An 18429-nucleotide genomic window follows, 5' to 3' on the forward strand; every position below is an offset into this window, starting at 1 on the left:
TGAAAAAAGCGAACAACTTTTTTTCATAATCAAACTTTAAGCGATTTACTTATCTTCTTTGACCTGTTTATCTTGGGCTGCATAACCAACAAGTTTGACCGCCCATCCCTGAGCCATAACTTGACGCACTTGAGCGTACTCAGCCGCATAGGTCTTGTCAATCTCGGTTAAGCGTTTAAGTTGACCCTTATCCCTCACCAGCGGATTAACACCGCGGAATTTAGAACAAATTATATAATCATGATCATCATTTTTTGATACCAACGTAAACGATGTTTTGTATGTTCTAATTTTTCTAATAGCATTCTTAATGATTGAATCATCAGAAGAAACTAATTTTGCCCACACAACATCGTCAGTTGAAAAATGAAAATCATCTTTGGTCAGCAGCTTAATATCCATAGCACGTTGTAATGCTTGTACCGTCCAAATGTTAACCAAGAAATTTTCTGGCCCACCCCATGAATGTTGGGTTAAATACAACGGAATGCGTGCAAAAAGACGCGCCGTTTTTACTGTCTTAAAGAACCAATGGCCATCACTAAACACCAAATCATTCAAAATAACGCTAACATCTTGCTCGTCAATAATGCTCAGCAAGAGGCCTTCTTGCAAATTATAGTCAATACGATCGGCACACAAATCCGGGAGACATTGTTCAAGAGCTACATGATCCCCACTCTTGTGCATAATATCGCCCAACACCATGCCATGCTTTGCCAATACCGAAGGAATAGTACTTTGAGTCAGATACCATTCATGAATCGTATCTTGATAAGCATCTTTATTACCTTCAGTATTAAACATGAAATCGGCAACGTGCGAAAAAACCGTATGAGAAGCATCATGCAAAAGACCAGCAATTTGTTCTTCAATGCCAGCACCAAAATGTCGCAACAACGCCCACACGCCAAGGCAATGGTCATAACGAGAATATTGCTTCATCCCTTTAACAATTTGAGGTACCCCAAACTGATTAACCTTCTTAATGCGCTGCATAACCGGACTTTCAATAATGTCCAAAATCACTTGTTCTTGTACGGTAAAAATACCATACGGCGTTTGAACGTCTTTCCCAATGCCCATCTGGCTTTGAGCTGTGCCCTGCTTTTTGTTTACAAACGACATACAACGCTCCATGATTTTTTTATGTGATAATGTCACGCCCCACGTTACCACGAGTGTAACAACACTAATCAGCAAAAATCTACTTTTAATACGATTGATCATAAAAAATCCCCGTTGAATAAAACCCGATGCACACATACAACTCTATTAGTAAATTTTTCAAATAGTAAAAGAAGCAATAATTATCAAGCAATATTACTTCTGTTTGATTAAAATAAATAATTATGGTATACAATTATAGAACAGCGTGTCACTACAATTCGAAACTCACATCATTTGTTTGGTTAACTAAAATACCATATTTCTTAAGAAAGACCTAATAGTTATGAACGAGGTTATTTTTCTTGCTCACACTTTTTTGATGAGTCTCTTTACATTGACCGCTCTTAAACTTGGCAAAGAAGCGCTCATATCGTTTATTTGCGTGCAAAGTATTTTAGCAAATCTTTTTGTTACCAAACAGATGACGCTCTTCGGTTTTGATGTAACCTGCAGCGATGTTTACATGGTTGGCGCCCTTTTTGGTCTCAACTTGCTGCAAGAATTTTTTGGTAAAAAGTATGTGTATACCACCATCGCCATTAGCTTTTTTATTGTCATTTTTTATTTATTCATGACACAGCTCCACCTTGCTTACCTGCCTAACAATTTTGATACAACTCAACAGCACTTTGTAGCACTACTCAACTTAATGCCACGCATTATTATTGCTTCAATTTTTACTTATATTATCGTACAACTTCTTGATGCTCAGCTTTACAGTACACTCAAATTATTAATGAACGGCCGCTATCCATTGCTGCGCAATCTTGTTTCGCTCAGCTGCAGCCAAACGCTTGATACAGTCATGTTTAGCTTTCTAGGTCTTTATGGTATTGTTGGCTCTATTACCAACATAATCTTAGTCAGCCTTGCTATAAAAATTATTACCATCGCCCTCACTTCGCCGTTTACCTCTCTTGCTCACCGACTCATGAGGAATCAGAATGCCATTCTTTAAATTTGAAATTATTCATCAATCAAAAAAATCTCGCGCACGCGTCGGCCGTATTCACACACCACACGGCATTATCGACACACCCAATTTTGTTGGAGTAGGCACTAATGGCTCACTCAAAGCACTCGACAACAAAACGGTTCAGGAAATCGGTTTGCAATTAATGTTTTGTAACACCTACCATCTCATGTTGCAACCGGGCACCGACATTATTAAACAAGCAGGCGGCCTGCATTCGTTTATCAACCGCCAAATGCCCATCATCACCGACTCTGGAGGCTTTCAAGTTTTTAGCTTAACTTACGGCGGCGTTGCTTGCGAAATTAAAAGCAAAGGCACAAAAAAACACGGCGGCAGCGTTTTAAAAATTACCGAAGAAGGGGTAACTTTTAGGTCGTATCGCGATGGCCAAAAAATTTTACTCACCCCAGAACGTTCAATACAAGCACAAAAAGATATTGGCGCCGACATTATGATCAGTTTTGATGAGCTTCCGCCCTACCACATTTCGCCGTACAAACTTAAAGAATCGTTCGATCGCACGCATCGCTGGGAAGAACGCTCACTCAACGAACATTTAAAAAATGTTAACAAACAAGCCTTGTACGCCGTTATTCATGGCGGCATTGACCCAGTATTGCGAAAAAAAAGTTGTGCTATTTTAACAAACATGCCATTTGACGGTTACTCAATTGGCGGCAGTGTTGGTAAAAATTTACAAGAAATGATCATCATGCTCGAAACAACAATGCCTCACTTGCCAATAGAAAAACCAAATCACTTGCTCGGGATCGGCGATGTGGCTTCACTTGAAGCATCTATTCCTCTCGGCATTGATACGTTCGACAGCTCACACCCAACCAAAGCAGCACGACATGGCCTTTTATTTACCAACAAAGGAATGGTCCGCGTCGCAAAAAGTGGCAATGCTACACAACACAGACCAATTGAAGATGATTGCACGTGCTTTACCTGCCAAAACTATACACTTGCGTATCTCAGCCATCTTTTCAAAGCAAATGAATTAACGGCGTTTACGCTGGCAACTATTCACAATCTTCATTTTATGGTGCGGTTGATGCAACACTATCGCGAGCAAATTTTACGTGATCAGATTTAATAAGTGGATATTCGCTAAAACCAAGAAATTGGCATTCTGGTTCAATCAGCACACCAAAGTTTTCAAAGACACGTATCTGCATGGTGCGCGCCAACAAAACCACATCGTGTGATGTGGCGCCCTGCTGCGTTACCAACATATTAGCATGCTGATACGACACAATAGCTCCACCAATCTGGAGCGCACCCTTCACGCCAATTTTGTCTAAATAGTACGCTACAAATGGCACGCGTTTGCCAGCAACCAATGGCAACAGTTCGTAATCTCGAAAATTTCTAAAAAAACTACCACAGGTTCGAGCATGCGGATAGCGTTGCGCTCGATGACGCACAATTTCATCACGACGCCCTTTATGATACCAAGCTTGCTCGCAACTGACCGGCGTCAGTTTAAATGTTGCTTCAACCAAATAATAATCTCTCTGCTGCAAAATCGATTCGTTATAACCAAAACAAAACCATGCCGCATCAACAATTTCAAGTGCTCCCGTGATACGATTCACTACCTGCGCGCTGACCAAAAAGTTGCTCAATAAATACTGAAAATAATGAATGTTGATATAAACACACCCACCAATTGATCCGGGAATACCACTAAAATCTTCCAAGCCATGCAAGCCCTGATCTAAAGCCGCATCAATAACTTCCTGCATATCAAGCCCCGCCCCAGCGGTAACCAGGCCCTGCTCGCAATCAATAATCAAGTGACCAATCCGCGGCCTAATCACCAGCCCCACAACTCCCTGATCGCTAATCAACACGTTGGCTCCTTGGCCCAACATGGTTATGGGCAGGTGCTGCTCGTTGGCAAAAGCAAGCGCTTGCTGAAACTCTTCAGCCGTGGTGGGCTGGGCAAAATACTGAGCACAACCACCCGTTTGAAACCAATTTTTATCGCTCAATGAAATGGCGGACAAAATCTTCATTAAAAAATCCTATTGCTGCAAAATGATAATAATTTGAGGGATAGTATGGCAGATTTTGTCACTTCGTCCATGCCCTACCCACGAGCCATGAACCCGCTACCAATAATCCTAACAAGAAATTATTTTCAAATAATCACTTATTTGACTATATTAATGGCACCTGTTTAAAAAATTATTGCCACACAGAAATTAAAATTGCTACAATACAAATAGGTTAGATAAATTTTAAAGGGATCATTTTCGGGGGAAATACCATGAAAACAATAAAACTTTCTTTTTTACTCATCGCCTTCTTAACAACCATTGCGCAAGCAGACAAACAAAAGAACGAACCTGGCTATCTTATCAGCCCTGCATTTAACCAACTCAAGAAGGTAGCGGTTACTCACAATGAGCTCTCAACTCAAATTACATTTGATTTTTCACAACCAATTTATTTCAAGCAAAAACTCAACGAAGCACAGCGCACCTTAAAATTGTGGTTTCCTGGTATGAATCTTAAAAACTTCAATCCACAACACGTAATGGACAAAATCAATCAACTCAAAACCACAGGATTAATCGATACAATAGAAATTAATGAAAAAGATAAAGCAATCCCAAATGTGATGCTCACACTTAAATTTACCGAATTCCGCACACACTATGACACCAACAAAAACAATACAGAAAGCCAAATACCTAATAAAAAACAAAACAGATTATTGATTAAATGGAGCCAAACGGAAGAGCCAAACCAACTTATTCTCGATATATTTTCTGTTGAATCACTTGAAAAAATTAAAGCAAAAAACTCGGTCCTACTGCACGCCAAGCGCACTAATCATGCGACAGAAAGATCAACGCCCAGCAACCAAGCCTGGCGCTTTGCGCGTAATGCTTAATGCATGCTACTCGGCGAAAAACGTTTCGCATCAGGTCAGGCACAATTTAAGCACTCAACTCACCACTCAGGCACAAAAATTTCTAACACAAGCAGGCTTTCGCGTTATTGCTGCCCGTCAAGATGGCCAAGCACTTTCACTGCTCGAGCATGTTGATCTGGCACAACAACTAAACGCTGATTTATTAATTATTGTAGCTATTAATCACCAAAAAAGAGCAGTTCAGCCAGAAACTATTATTCAAACCAGTTATAGCGCCGGTCCAATCTCATTACAAACACATCACGGCTTTTGGTCGCTCAACATGCCACCAGGCAATTTTTTGTCATTGCTACATGAATTACCAATTTTTACCACCGAGGTATGCCAAAAAATTGCAACAACTATTCACCACAACATTTCTCGGACATTTCATCATAACCAAAACATGCGGCACTCTTTGAGCCAGTTCTCATTGATATCGCCACACAAAACCCCCTTTATGCTGCTACATCTTGCTATAACTTTTCATGACAATAATCATGATTTCGTGTTGCCCGAAAAAGACCACAAGTCACTTGCTCGCCACCTTGCGCACACCATTCAGCAGTATTCTGGGACATCGCAAACACAGAAAAATCATTAATACACCTACAAAATACCTAAAAATGCTTCTTTTCTTTTAAATTTAATCAAAAATAATTTATACTGTTATTCAATAGGAAAAGTTCCTATTATTCGACAAAAACACATATGCGCTAAACATTATTATTTAGAAAGGATGATCATGAATACAAGCCTTTCTCTGTCGTTCGAACTCATTTATCTCATCGGCTGGCTTTTGAAAAATGAGAAGCAAGCACTCAACGCACTCATCAAAGGCGCCATCAACAAGGGACTGGGTCAAGAGCTCAATGCAATCAACCCCCAAGATCATTCAAAAGTAAATGAGCAGCTCTATAACACGCTCATAGATTTTTTGAATTTCATGGAAGATTCACTGCTGAATAATATGGACAACTTACAAATTGATACCAAAACTGAAAAAGCAATGCTTGCTGCCTTGCGCAAGGTAGACCTTGACGCACTAGACGTTAATACCGTCAGAACCAGCATGCAGCAAACAAAAGATGAATTGTCAGCCAAAAGTCCAACCACGGCTGAAGACGCTACTGCCGATCTTGATCAAACACTCAATGCCCAAGCAAACGATATAGACTTTGATAATACTGAAAGAGCGGCCGCCATTTTGCTCAAAAATATTATCAAAAATTGGAAACCATCGCTCAACGAATCGATTAATTAAATAAGATTTAACTATAACAATTAAAAAGGGCTGCTCGGAAAAAACAGCCCTTTTTAATTAAAATCTAAAACCAAGCTTTTTAAGCGCTTGTCGCAATTCAAATAACGGCAGCCCCTGAACAGCGGTATACGAACCGCTCACTGATTTAAGGAAATTTGACCCAAAGCCTTCAATAATGCCGGCACCACAAGCCTGCAATGCACGCGGCATCTGCAAAAAGTACCAATCTTCTAAATCTTGATCGACATAAAATTCAATAACCGCCGATGTTGTCCATGCAAGTTCTTCTGCCAATTCCCACGCTCCAGCTCGCACTATTTTTTTGTGCAAACAACAAGCGGTAACTACTTCAACCGGCTCGTCACGCATCAACGCCAGCATACGAGAAGCATCAGCCCTATCAAGAGGTTTGCCCAAAACATGCTGACTTTGAGGTGTAAAAACTAACGAATCAGCTGTTAAAACAAAACAAACATCACCATCTTTTTGTGGTGCAGGCAAAACAACAGCATCCATTTTATGCTGCGCAATTGATAAAACATAACCATGAAAATCATATTCTCGCAATGCCACAACTTCATCACTTGAATGTTCAATGGTTTTATAATTAATACCTGAATAATTTAATAACTCACGGCGAGAAAATGATTGTGATGCCAAATACAAAATATCGCGGTTCATACTAAACTCTTTCACTAAAAAATTTTATGCGGCTTGCCACGTTCCTGAAAAATTTTGTTTAACTTTACCTTCAAGATGCAATTCAAACAATTTATTTTGTACTTCGTCTAACGATAAACCGGTAGCCACGCACAACTCGTCAAGCGTCTGCGGCCTTTGCAAACAGACCAAAATCGGATCAAGCTCTCCGACGGGCTCAGGATTTTTTTGCACAACTGTTTCTATTGTTTTTTGTCCCATCCGCGGCTCAGCAACTACTCGCTTGGCGGGCACTATAATTTTATCTTGATTTTCTTGTTGTGGCACATGCCCAAATTCTTCAAGAATGGCATGAACGTTGTGAACACTTTTGGCCCCTTGCGCGATGAGCCTGTTGCAGCCAAAACTTAATTCGCTAAAAATTGAACCCGGCACTGCAAAAACTTGCCTGCCTTGCTCAAGCGCAAAATGAGCGGTAATAAGTGCACCGCTTTTTTCCGCCGCTTGCACCACTACACAACCTTGCGACATGCCGGCAATAATGCGATTACGCGCTGGGAAATTGCCACGATCAGGACCAGAATGCAACGGAAATGGCGATATAAGTGCCCCACCGCGCTCACACACTTGTTTGAATAGCCGTTCGTTTTCTTGCGGGTACAAGTCTAACAACCCTGAACCAAGAACAACAAACGTCTTGCCACCAGCGTTTAATGTTTCTTGATGCACCATCGTATCGATACCGCGCGCACCACCGCTCACCGTCTCAAAACCAGTCTGCACCAATTGCGGCACGAGCAACGACACAGCACGCTGGCCATAAGAATCTGCCAAACGCGCACCAACAAACGCAAGGCGTGGGCCTACTGGCTCAGGCAAAGAGCCTTGAACATACAACACCGTTGGCGGAACATGAATATGCCGCAGCAACATTGGATAGTCTGCATCGAGCAGCGTGATTAAACGAACATCGATTTTTTCAAGCGATTGCAGTTCTTTTTCGAGTAATGTTCTGTCGGCTAATCCATCACACAACGCGTGTGCAACTTTGGCAGACAAACCCATATGCAAAAAATCTGCCACACTCAAATGATAAAGATTTTCTAAATCAAATAAGGTTGTTGGCAAGCGATCGATATAATCGTCACACCACTGATCAGGCGATTGTTGCTGCGTAAAATACGAAAGTATTTTTAAAATACCTACTGGACCTATGCCAGAAAGCAAAAGCAGGTGCAAAAGCACCTGCCTATTTTTTTCATGAATCAATGTCTGCCCCCAAAAGCCCTACATCCATCAAACCGTTAAATTACTTAATTGTCCTCTTCGTCATCTTCATCGTCAATGACAGGCTCTTCTTCTTCCTCAATATCATCAAGGAAATCCTCTTCAAGAAGTCCATCATCTTCCATGACATCATCTTCTTCTAACACAGGGCTATGCGACACTTTTGGCGCATCTCCGGCTTCAGGACTTTGCTGCCCATTGGCCTCATCGTCTTGCTCGCCCTCTTGCGGCTCAAAAGCCAACAATGCTGAAAGATTTTGTCCTTCATCAAGACGAACTAAGCGCACGCCCTTGGCTTGACGCCCCATGGTGCGAACCTCTTGTGGTGACAGACGAATTACTTTACCGTTAGTATCAATCAACAACAATTCAGATTGGTCGGTAACACTTACCAAGCCGATAACCATGCCGTTACGACCACCCGTTGGAATTGTTCTCACGCCAACACCACCACGGTGCGCAACACGGAAATCGGCAACTTTAACGCGCTTACCATAACCCATTGACGTTGCAAACAAGACCGCTCCTTCAGCGTGAATGATAACCATTCCAACCACAAAGTCGTTCTTACGCAAACTAATACCACGGACACCGGCAGCTTGACGGCCCATTGGACGAACTTCAGTTTCTTTGAAGTGAATACCTTGGCCATTGTTGGTTGCAATAATAATGGAATCGCTCCCGTTACTGATACCACAGAATGCCAACTCATCGCCTTCATTGAGGTTGAGTGCACGAATACCGGTACTACGCACTTTAACAAATGCCATAGCGTCAGTTTTTTTAATTTTACCTTGCTTAGTTACCATCACAATGAATTTATCTTTCATGTCTCTGGTACACAGCAATTTAACTACTTTTTCTTCAGGCGGCAGATTTAACACGTTAACAATTGCACGACCACGAGCAGTACGTGAACCTTCTGGCACTTGGAATACCGTCATGGTAAACAAACGACCAGTGTTGGTAAAGAACAACAACTCATCATGCGTTTGCGTTACGTACGCATCTTCCATCACATCATCAGCATCGGTTAAGTCGGCCATGCCTTTCTTACCCTTACCGCCACGATGTTGCATTGCGTACAACGACAATGGCACACGTTTAATGTAACCCTTGCGCGTCAACGTTACCACAACATCCTCGTCTGGAATCAAGTCAGCTTCGCTCAAAATATCAATTGCTGGGCCAATCTTTGTCCTGCGCTCATCGCCATACTGTTTTTTAATAATTTCAAGTTCTTCAACAACTTCTTGCTTTAATACAAGCTCGTCTTTTAATATCAATTCCAATTTTGAAATCAACTTATGAAGTTCACTAATTTCTAAATGAATCTTATCTTGCTCAAGACCAGTCAAGCGTTGCAAACGCATTTCAAGAATCGCCTTAGCCTGTTCTTCACTCAATTTGAAATTTTGATTAAGCAGCAGCATCGCTTCGCTTGCCGTTTGTGCACTCTTAACCAATGCAACAACTTGATCGATATTTTCGAGCGCCAAGAGTAAGCCAAGCAAAATATGCTCGCGCGCTTTGCTCTTTGATAAATCGAATTCAGTACGTTTGGTGATAATTTCTTTGCGAAAGAGAATGAAATGATCAAGCATTTCACGCAACGTAAACAATACCGGACGGTTTTGGTACAACGCCAACAAAATGATCGACATTGAAGATTGTAACGCCGTGTGTTTGTACAATTGATTCAAGGTGACTTGCGCATTTTCGCCACGCTTAATTTCGATAACCACCCGCATACCGGTACGGTCAGATTCATCGCGAATATCAGAAATGCTTTCAATAACTTTATTTTTAACCAAGTCAGCTATTTTGGTAATCAAATCAGCTTTGTTAACTTGGTAAGGAATTTCTCTGATAATTAACGCATTGCGGCGCTTATCTTCTTCAACATCAACAACACCACGCACCACCACACGGCCATGACCAGTACGATACGCTTTAACAATGCCAGCTCGACCACAAATAATACCGCCCGTTGGAAAATCTGGCGCAGGAACAATTTGGAACAAACGATCTTCAGACATGTCTGGATTTTTTAAAAGTTCAATACAAGCATCAACAATTTCGCGCAAGTTGTGGGGCGGTACCGATGTTGCCATACCAACCGCAATCCCTGATGAACCGTTAACCAACAAGCTTGGAATTTTTGCTGGCAACAAGGTTGGTTCTAAACGAGATTCGTCAAAGTTAGGAACAAATGGTACGGTTTCTTTTTCAATATCTGCTAAGATGTCGCGCGCAATTTTTGCCATACGCACTTCGGTATAACGCATTGCTGCCGCATTATCACCGTCAACAGAACCCCAATTTCCTTGACCATCAAGTAGCGGATACCGCTTAGAAAATTCTTGCACTAAACCAACAACGGTTTGATAAATTGCACCGTCGCCATGTGGATGGTAATTACCCATCACTTCACCCACGACGGTTGCTGATTTACGATATGGTTTATCATTATAGTAACCAAGTTTATGCATAGCATACAAAATACGACGATGAACCGGTTTCAAACCATCACGAACGTCAGGAAGAGCACGACTAACAATAACTGACATTGCATAGTCTAGAAATGACGTCTTCAGCTCTTTTTCAATAGAAAGAGGCGAGACACCAGGAATAATTTTTCCGTCATTACCATTATTACTTGTAGGCATGCGTTACCCCTCCTGATAAAGTATTTTTTAAAACTATCTGAAATTGTTAACAAGACTAAAACGTCCCAAAATAAGACCTTGTGTAATCATACTCTGCTTTGCTTTTTAAAGCAAGAATCGGCCCTTTTATTTTGGCAAAAGCGTCATAAAAAATCACAAGCAGAAAATATCACATGATAAAAAATATTTCTTGAAACCATAAGATTCCATGTGTTAATGCACATGCAAAAATACCTGCAAGAAAATCATCCAACATCACGCTCCAACCACCCCATGGCGCCGCGTCAATCCGATTGATGGGAAATGGTTTCACTATGTCAAAAAAACGAAACAGAACGAAAGCAATACCATACGCCATAAATGTGTGCGGCAATAAAAAAAGCGCAACGCCCATGCCAAAAAATTCGTCAATAACTATCCACGATGGATCTTGGTACTGCTCGACATGGTGCCGTTCAAATCCTTCGATAAGCTCAGGACGAACGGCGGAACTGATCAGTACACTACAACTGCGCACCCCAACAAAAAAAATCAGCAAAAGCAGTATGCTCAAAGCAACAATATTTTCTATGTTTAATCCGTAAAAAACGAGCAATGCTGCCATGCTACCAACGGTCCCCGGCATAATACCAACACCACCAAGATGGCAACAACTTGCAACAAGATAGGCAGCATAATCACTCAAATCAATCACATACTCAACGGCAGAATAAACGGTCAATCCGGCCAATGCGTACAGCATCGGATCAATAAACAAATTGAGCACTAAAGCAATGGTTGAATCTGAATCATTAAGCAACGCCATCAAGTACGCAAATAAAACATAAATGGTCATAAATTGCAAAAAGGTTTTCCATTTGGCGAGCTGAGAAGTAACCAATGAGCGACGACGTTGCGAAAGCACCATGCGTAAACCAGTAACCATAACATCGCGCACTACTAAGACGCCTAAGAACCAGAGAGGCACTAACCCAACTCGGTAAAAAGCAAAAAATACTGCACCAATTAATGCCTTATCGGCAATGGGATCTAGAAAGCTGCCCAGCTCTGTGGTGTGGTCGTAGCGCCGAGCAATATAACCGTCACACAAGTCAGTAAATGCAGCAATTGAAAAAACTACGATAGACACACCAAGATAACCATGCTCGGAAAAAAAAAGCCACAGAAAGATAGGCGTCAGTGCGATACGAAAAAGTGTTAAAATATTGGCAACATTAAACAAACGCTTCAAAGCTATCCATATGGCAAAAAGTAGTTAATAAACACACCGTTTGCTCAGTATAGCCTGAACAACCCAGAAGGTGAAGCAAACACACTAAAATTCAGCGTTAAACAGAATTCGTCCAGCCAAAGTTTTAGGAACATTGCGGCCTGCAACAATATAATCAACACCCACCGCTAAGCGATAAAAGTTATTAAATTGATAGGCATACTCAGCGCCAAGGCGATGATGCATTTGATGCGTATTGTGTGTCCAAATAGAAGCATCAAAAATATCGTCACTGCGTCTAAAACCAAGATAATCACGACCTTTAATTTTGAGTTCATAATAAAGATCTAAGAATGCACGATTCCAAATAACACGCTCAAAAACGTTACCAAATTTTACGTCAAACTCAAGGCCTGGTTGTATTTTAGTGCGGCGCGCATTGTCTGCAAAGTAACGCACCGTTGCATCTTGTTCACTAAAAGTTGGGGTACCGTTAAAGGTAACATTTTGAGCCAAAACCATTAAATCTTTAGGCGCCTTACCAGTTGCATAACTTACGGTCTCTGGCACACGACGATTAACATTTGCTTTAATGCTGTATAAAAAGCGTGTATGCAAATACGGATTTAACCACCAGGAATAACCCCACAACATTGAAGCAAAGCCACCAACTTGAGTAAAACCACCATTACCAAGTTCTGGTGACCACAAGTTTTGTGTATTCAGCAAACGACCAGTTGGAAATACACCGTGCACACCAATCAAGAACCGCTCCATGGCGCTGGTTGTAAATTCATAATGCAAGAAAGCATTTAAATCCCCAACCCCAGCTTCTGTACTGTTGTTTTGAAAATTAGTCCCTTTTGCTTCTAAAATTTCGTCAAGCAATTCTCGCAAAGTCAAATCTTTATAATTACCAGCGGGAGCAAGTATTGCACGAATTTCAGGTTTCATGTCATTAGTCAAATGTAATGAATGTTTTTTAAAAACAAACGGAATTTGAAAACCAAGCGCTACCGCGCCTTGACAAAAGTGACGAGCATAATTTATTGAGCCACCAACCTGCGCCGTTGAAGCATCAAAAATCAACGGCTGCGGCGCCAATGCTTTGAAATCTGCTTGATCACCCATAGCTACAAAAATATTACCTGGCGCTGCCGCCAACTTACTCACCAGCAAGATGTCGGCGATGGTGATATCTTGTTCACCAAAAACAAGTCTTGAATAATCACGTGAGCCGCCATGCGAAGCATACGATTGCGACGCCGTACTAGCATGAAGATCAACTTGGAAAAAGTCTCGTTGTTCAAAAAACAACGACATAAATGGCCAGCTTGGTACTTTATGCACAAAAGTTGCCAATTTACTGAGCTTTTCTTCTTGTTCTTTAGTTGGATAGATCAGATCTTTGATAGTCCGTTGCGATTGTCTAAATTTTTCTTTCTTAACTTCACGCGCTACACGTCGCTGAATATCTCTTTCTATTTGTTGCTCACGCGGATCTTGTTGTTTTTTAGTTTTTGGCTGCTCAGAAAAAAAGCTCCCTCCAAACAACAAGCTCGGCAAACTGGCAATCAACAAACTCAAAAACCAAACTTTATAATCTTTATTTTGTCTCATTGTGTGCATCATGTTTCTCACCCACTCATTAAACTTCAGGTCGTAATAAAGCACGTTAAAATACGTGTTTTATTCAACCGTCAATTGTTTTTTTACTTCATCACGAATACGATCCGCTACGCTCGCTTGCGATGCAGCAATTTTTCTTCTGAAACGAGCTTTCTTTTCTTTATAACGTTTATGATGCAATTCTTCAGTTTCTTGTTTGAGAGACTGAATACGATTCTCAATACCTTTAACTGCTTGATCAATATTTTTATTAATAACGTCGGTTGTATCAGATTGCTTGATAACACCTTCGACATGATCGAGAGTCTTTTTATGTGATTGATGCACCACCGCTTTTACCTGCGCCGCTTCTTCAGCTACATGCTTTTTATGTTCGTCAAGCTGCCGATTAATAAGGGCAAGCGTCATGGTCAATTGATTATCAACAAATTGACGGACTCGTTCTCCCTCTTCTGCTACTTGTGCTTTCACTTGCTTGTACAATGTCTCATCTAAATTAGCCAGCTTAACCGGCTCTCGCAAAGCTTTAAACGTTTCACTCTTTGCCGATACATCAGGATTTTCTTTTTCAACAGGTTGAGAAACTCCGGATCTTGACACACCAACTTGTTTCGATTTAAAAACATTCGTAATTTTTTCAAAAAAACCTTTACCTATATTGGTATTTAAATAACCTTTTTGGTAAGCATAGATAGAAACACCCAACCCTAAAATGACCATACTCATTGCTATGATTACTATTTGCTCTCTTTTCATTTTTTTATCCTTTTTTATCCCAAGCCCGGAACATTTACTTTTTAATTTAAAAAAACCAAACAAACCACTTACTGACGAATTGGCATCCCGCCAACAGCACCTTGATATATCACCACTAAATTACCTTGATTTGTTCCCATAATCGTACCTACCGCAGCATCTTCGGATGTTATGACATCAGTATCAAATAACTCAAAGAAATTGCCATTAGGGAAGCGCACTTTTTGATGGCCATTTTGAGCATCAAATACTACCGCCTGCGTAAGTGTCGGCACTTTATTAATCAATATTTTTACTATATTGAATGGTGAAGTTGTAATTGTTCCGGTCAATGGATCATCGTTGATGGTAAAATAATTTTCAAGCACAGCATCTTCTTGCAACCGACCAGAAAGTTCTGTTTGAGCAAAAGTAATAAAACCATCACCATGGAAAAAACCACCAGAAAAATCAAAGGTCGAAAGAAGTGGTTGGCGATAAGTACCAACCGCACGATTTTTACCAAAAATAATTTCGCCAGTACTTTCCACCTCAACCGTACCGCCGCGGCCAATAGTAAACAACCGTAACTGACCAGCTTGAACGCTACCATTCAATGCATTCATTTCAAAAACACCATTTTGTCCAACATGAATAAAACCATTTTGCCCAACAGTAATATCAAGCGCAGCTTTTTGACACGACAACCGAGCTTGTGATATTGGGCCTTTTAATGAAAATGGAATACTTTCTACATTGAGACGCCCATTGCCAATGGTCAGCGTAATGTCATCATCAATCGAATCACCAATAATCAAATGTTGATCACTATTAATTCTGAATGCGGCGCCGCCATCAACACGAATATCGCCATGCCCCACCATACTTACTATCCCACCATCAACAATCGTTGCATCACACAAATCGGTAAACAGCAACGACGAGCGATTCATCTCGTCACTAATTTCTTCTGGTGGCGTGCAGTTATCGATAAATTGGAATTGAGGCGGTGTGCTTTCAAGCGTAATTCTAAGCCCATCTCCAAAAACAACGGTCCCATTACCGCGAAAGGTAAGCCGCGTGCCGGCTGGTAGTGTAATATCACTATTTAAATACACCGTCGGTTGGCCTAAACGATCATCAAAACAAAAGGTAAGTTCAGCGTTTTGATCAAAACGTAATGCACCATTAATCGTAAAATTTTTCAGCACAATGATCTTGTTATTGGTGCCATCAACAAAAAGCGTATCTTCTTCTTTAATCGTTGTGTCTTGAGCTGCTATACTGTCTGCCGCTGGAGCAAATGCATTGCCTTGGTCAAGCGTTGCGTTACCACGCATAAAAAGATACAGCTGATCAGTACCAACGCCAAAATTAGTAATTTTGCCGCCTGTATTAACAATGATACTGCCCCCAGCACTAGCCAATTGAAGACAACCAAAAATATTAGGACAATCTGGCATTTGAAAAGCTGGTAATAAATCTGGTGGTATTACGCGTAGCTCATACGCATGAAGCATTTTTTTGTAATCGTAATTGTCTTCTTGGCTGGATTCAATATCACGCTGATCTTTTTTCTTTTTTATTCTGCCGGCATGATTTGGTTTTTTAGGCTTTTGTGCTTCTTCTTTTGCCAGCGCTTGTTGCATTGCGTCGTACTTATTTTTTTCAATAATGGCTTGTTCTTTTTGAGTTTCTCTAATCCGTTGCAAAGCTGTAATAATTGGACGCGCTGGTAGACTGCGCACCATTGAAAAATCAAGTGCATTCGAAACATTACTTTGTAAATTAATGGACGAATCAAGGATCAAATCGGGATCTAACTGCTTGATAGGAAACGTAAGAACTCGAATATTGTTACCACCAATCAATGCATGAGGCCCCGTAACAAATGAACTAGCGTTAAAATTTTCAAGATCAAGTAATTGATTATCAAAAATCATTGATGCACGACCAAGATCTGATGTTAAGTGTATGGCATTGTTAGCCAACTTTAATGATGGCTTAACGCGCGGATCACCAAGAATACGAACATCGATGTTTAAACTATTATTTAAAAAATCACCGAAAATAATTGATGATTGGATAGTCAAATTGTTTTCCACAAATATCAATTTATTGTTCTCATCTTCGACAAAAAAACTCACTTGCGGATCACTGTTAATTTCAATATTCACATTGCCGCCAAGCGCAATAACACCAGCCAAAACTACCGCATCACGCAATATTTTTTTGACAGCGCTGATATTTTCATAACCAATTAGTTCAATTTCTTGTAACAACAATGTCTGTAAACCAAGATTAAACATGACAGCATCTATTGAAAATGGATTTAAATTTAATTGCCTTACACCACCAAGCCCACGAATGGTAAAAACATGTGGATTGCTCATAGAGCCAATAAGATTAAATTGTCCCAGCGTCCACGACTGATCTTCTTCCAATTCAAAGGTAACATTTTTGCCAATTTCAATGATTGAGCCAGCACCAAATTGAAAGGTATTTGCATAAATTCTTGAAAGCGTAAGATTTTCAAGGCGCAGCGTAACACCAGGGTCTATAATAAATTGCGGCGTTTTACTTTTTGAAAAAACTAAAACGCTACCACTACCGTGTATCGTTGCATCATTAATCACATGAATTGATTGCCCTGGTTGAATAAAACGACTTTGCCCCAAAGTCACATCGCCAGAAATCCCACCAGTACCTGTGAGCGCCATATCGCCAGCGCCAGCCTGCAATTCTTCTGCAATAACTTCTCGAATCAAACCATTATTTGGCAAAGCAAGATGTCCAAGAGTGATACCTTGGGCAATATTAGGTCCAGAAGGCTGATGATTTACAAAATAAGGATTTGGAACCCCCAATGCCCCTGCCGGCGTATTAAGAATGTTATTCGTCACATCAAGCCACAAAACCGTATTATCAACAGTCAAACGACCTTGATTTAAAAATGTTATGTTTTTATCAAATAATACAAATGTCGTTGGGCCATTAATAATAAATTTACCATTCGTAACACCAAGATCAGCAGCAAATTCAATCGTAACATTTGATAAAACCAACGTCGCATTTGGTCCTAAAAATTTAATCCGATCTTCAGTCAAACCTTTGATATACGCGTCTGAAATATAAAGCGTTGCACCATCAGCAATTGAAAAACGGCCGTTATTAGCAAGCTCAAAAACATTACCGTTGCCATTAAGAGTATTGTTGCCTAAAAAACGCCACTTATTTTTTAATTGCGTGCTTGCATTGAGCTCAATACCAACATAACCATCAAAACTAACCTCTTGCGAAAAAACAGCATTTTGTTCCGAAAGTCGAATATATTTCGATGGACCAGTAACTAAACCAGGCCCCACAAAAGTACCTGTCCCACAAAAAACAAGATCATCCTGTAACGTGAGAGTCCCACTCGCCAAATTGATTGATTGCGATAAAGGACTTTGTATACTTATCGTTAACGAAGTCAGTGGATTACCATCAAATACAATAGGCTTGAGCAAAAACGGCTGCCCTTCAATAAGATTGTTAGTACCACTCACGTTAATACCAGGAACAAACTGCCCAGGTTCAAATCGCACGCTATTGTTGCCTTGTAAATCAATTGCGCCAACTGTTACATCATAAAAGCCGGTAACAACAGAATTAGAATCTTGGTAATTTAAAACACCATTATCAAACTCAATACCAGGCCCCGCAATTGTTGCACCATCTTTTTGCGTAAGCGTTCCAGACCACCCAGGCACAATCTGATGAAGATTAAAAATGGCACTCGAGTTAACCGTAATACTTGATGATTGATTAGAGAAGGTAATGTTAGCTGATACATTACTGATCAACATCATTGCCAAAATTACTATCTTTACACCAATCTTCACTACAATCTCCCATCTA

Annotated in this window: 14 protein-coding genes; 5 read left to right on the forward strand and 9 right to left on the reverse strand. The window is 40.6% G+C overall.

The window, feature by feature from the left end:
- Window positions 1-45: 45 nt before the first annotated feature.
- Window positions 46-1230: an HD domain-containing protein gene (locus tag IPF37_00915; GenBank protein QQR49393.1), complete on the reverse strand. Its 1185-nt coding sequence runs from the start codon at window positions 1228-1230 to the stop codon at window positions 46-48.
- A gap of 223 nt (window positions 1231-1453) precedes the next feature.
- Here IPF37_00915 and IPF37_00920 point away from each other — a divergent pair, with 223 nt between their 5' ends.
- Both IPF37_00920 and IPF37_00925 read left to right on the forward strand, forming a co-directional pair.
- Window positions 1454-2128 (forward strand): queuosine precursor transporter, encoded by a 675-nt coding sequence (locus IPF37_00920; protein ID QQR49394.1) that lies wholly within the window; start codon window positions 1454-1456, stop codon window positions 2126-2128.
- Window positions 2115-3245 carry a tRNA-guanosine(34) transglycosylase gene (locus tag IPF37_00925; GenBank protein ID QQR49395.1) on the forward strand — a complete coding sequence of 377 codons (1131 nt, stop codon included), beginning with the start codon at window positions 2115-2117 and terminating at the stop codon, window positions 3243-3245. Before IPF37_00920 ends, IPF37_00925 begins: the two co-directional genes overlap by 14 nt.
- Here the strand turns inward: IPF37_00925 and murB are convergent.
- Complete coding sequence (gene murB, locus IPF37_00930; protein QQR49396.1) at window positions 3190-4170, reverse strand: UDP-N-acetylmuramate dehydrogenase; 981 nt, start codon at window positions 4168-4170, stop codon at window positions 3190-3192. The two genes, IPF37_00925 and murB, sit on opposite strands and share 56 nt — an antisense overlap.
- Before the next feature lie 254 nt (window positions 4171-4424).
- Here murB and IPF37_00935 point away from each other — a divergent pair, with 254 nt between their 5' ends.
- From IPF37_00935 to IPF37_00945, 3 genes are all read left to right on the forward strand, one after another.
- Window positions 4425-5054: a hypothetical protein gene (locus tag IPF37_00935; GenBank protein ID QQR49397.1), complete on the forward strand. Its 630-nt coding sequence runs from the start codon at window positions 4425-4427 to the stop codon at window positions 5052-5054.
- Window positions 4996-5679, forward strand: coding sequence for an N-acetylmuramoyl-L-alanine amidase (locus IPF37_00940; protein QQR49398.1), 684 nt, complete (start codon window positions 4996-4998; stop codon window positions 5677-5679). Before IPF37_00935 ends, IPF37_00940 begins: the two co-directional genes overlap by 59 nt.
- A 141-nt stretch (window positions 5680-5820) precedes the next feature.
- The gene (locus IPF37_00945; protein ID QQR49399.1) at window positions 5821-6339 is read left to right on the forward strand and encodes a hypothetical protein; all 519 of its coding nucleotides are present in this window, start codon (window positions 5821-5823) and stop codon (window positions 6337-6339) included.
- 57 nt (window positions 6340-6396) lie between these two features.
- Here IPF37_00945 and IPF37_00950 read toward each other — a convergent pair whose 3' ends face one another.
- The 7 genes from IPF37_00950 to IPF37_00980 all read right to left on the reverse strand — a co-directional run bounded on the left by IPF37_00950 (window position 6397) and on the right by IPF37_00980 (window position 18413).
- Window positions 6397-7020 (reverse strand): Maf family protein, encoded by a 624-nt coding sequence (locus IPF37_00950; GenBank protein ID QQR49400.1) that lies wholly within the window; start codon window positions 7018-7020, stop codon window positions 6397-6399.
- A gap of 24 nt (window positions 7021-7044) precedes the next feature.
- Window positions 7045-8268 (reverse strand): DNA-protecting protein DprA, encoded by a 1224-nt coding sequence (gene dprA / locus IPF37_00955; GenBank protein ID QQR49401.1) that lies wholly within the window; start codon window positions 8266-8268, stop codon window positions 7045-7047.
- Between the two features lie 44 nt (window positions 8269-8312).
- On the reverse strand, window positions 8313-10955 hold the full coding sequence (gyrA, locus tag IPF37_00960) for a DNA gyrase subunit A (protein ID QQR49402.1): 2643 nt from the start codon (window positions 10953-10955) through the stop codon (window positions 8313-8315).
- A gap of 169 nt (window positions 10956-11124) precedes the next feature.
- The gene (gene pgsA / locus IPF37_00965; GenBank protein QQR49403.1) at window positions 11125-12186 is read right to left on the reverse strand and encodes a CDP-diacylglycerol--glycerol-3-phosphate 3-phosphatidyltransferase; all 1062 of its coding nucleotides are present in this window, start codon (window positions 12184-12186) and stop codon (window positions 11125-11127) included.
- A gap of 84 nt (window positions 12187-12270) precedes the next feature.
- Entirely contained in the window at window positions 12271-13797 is a 1527-nt protein-coding gene (locus tag IPF37_00970) for a hypothetical protein (GenBank protein QQR49404.1), read from the reverse strand.
- 57 nt (window positions 13798-13854) lie between these two features.
- On the reverse strand, window positions 13855-14550 hold the full coding sequence (locus IPF37_00975; protein ID QQR49405.1) for a hypothetical protein: 696 nt from the start codon (window positions 14548-14550) through the stop codon (window positions 13855-13857).
- A gap of 68 nt (window positions 14551-14618) precedes the next feature.
- Complete coding sequence (locus IPF37_00980; protein ID QQR49406.1) at window positions 14619-18413, reverse strand: hypothetical protein; 3795 nt, start codon at window positions 18411-18413, stop codon at window positions 14619-14621.
- Window positions 18414-18429 lie beyond the last annotated feature (16 nt).

It is taken from the genome of bacterium, from assembly GCA_016699045.1.
Taxonomy (GTDB): Bacteria; Babelota; Babeliae; order Babelales; family RVW-14; genus AaIE-18.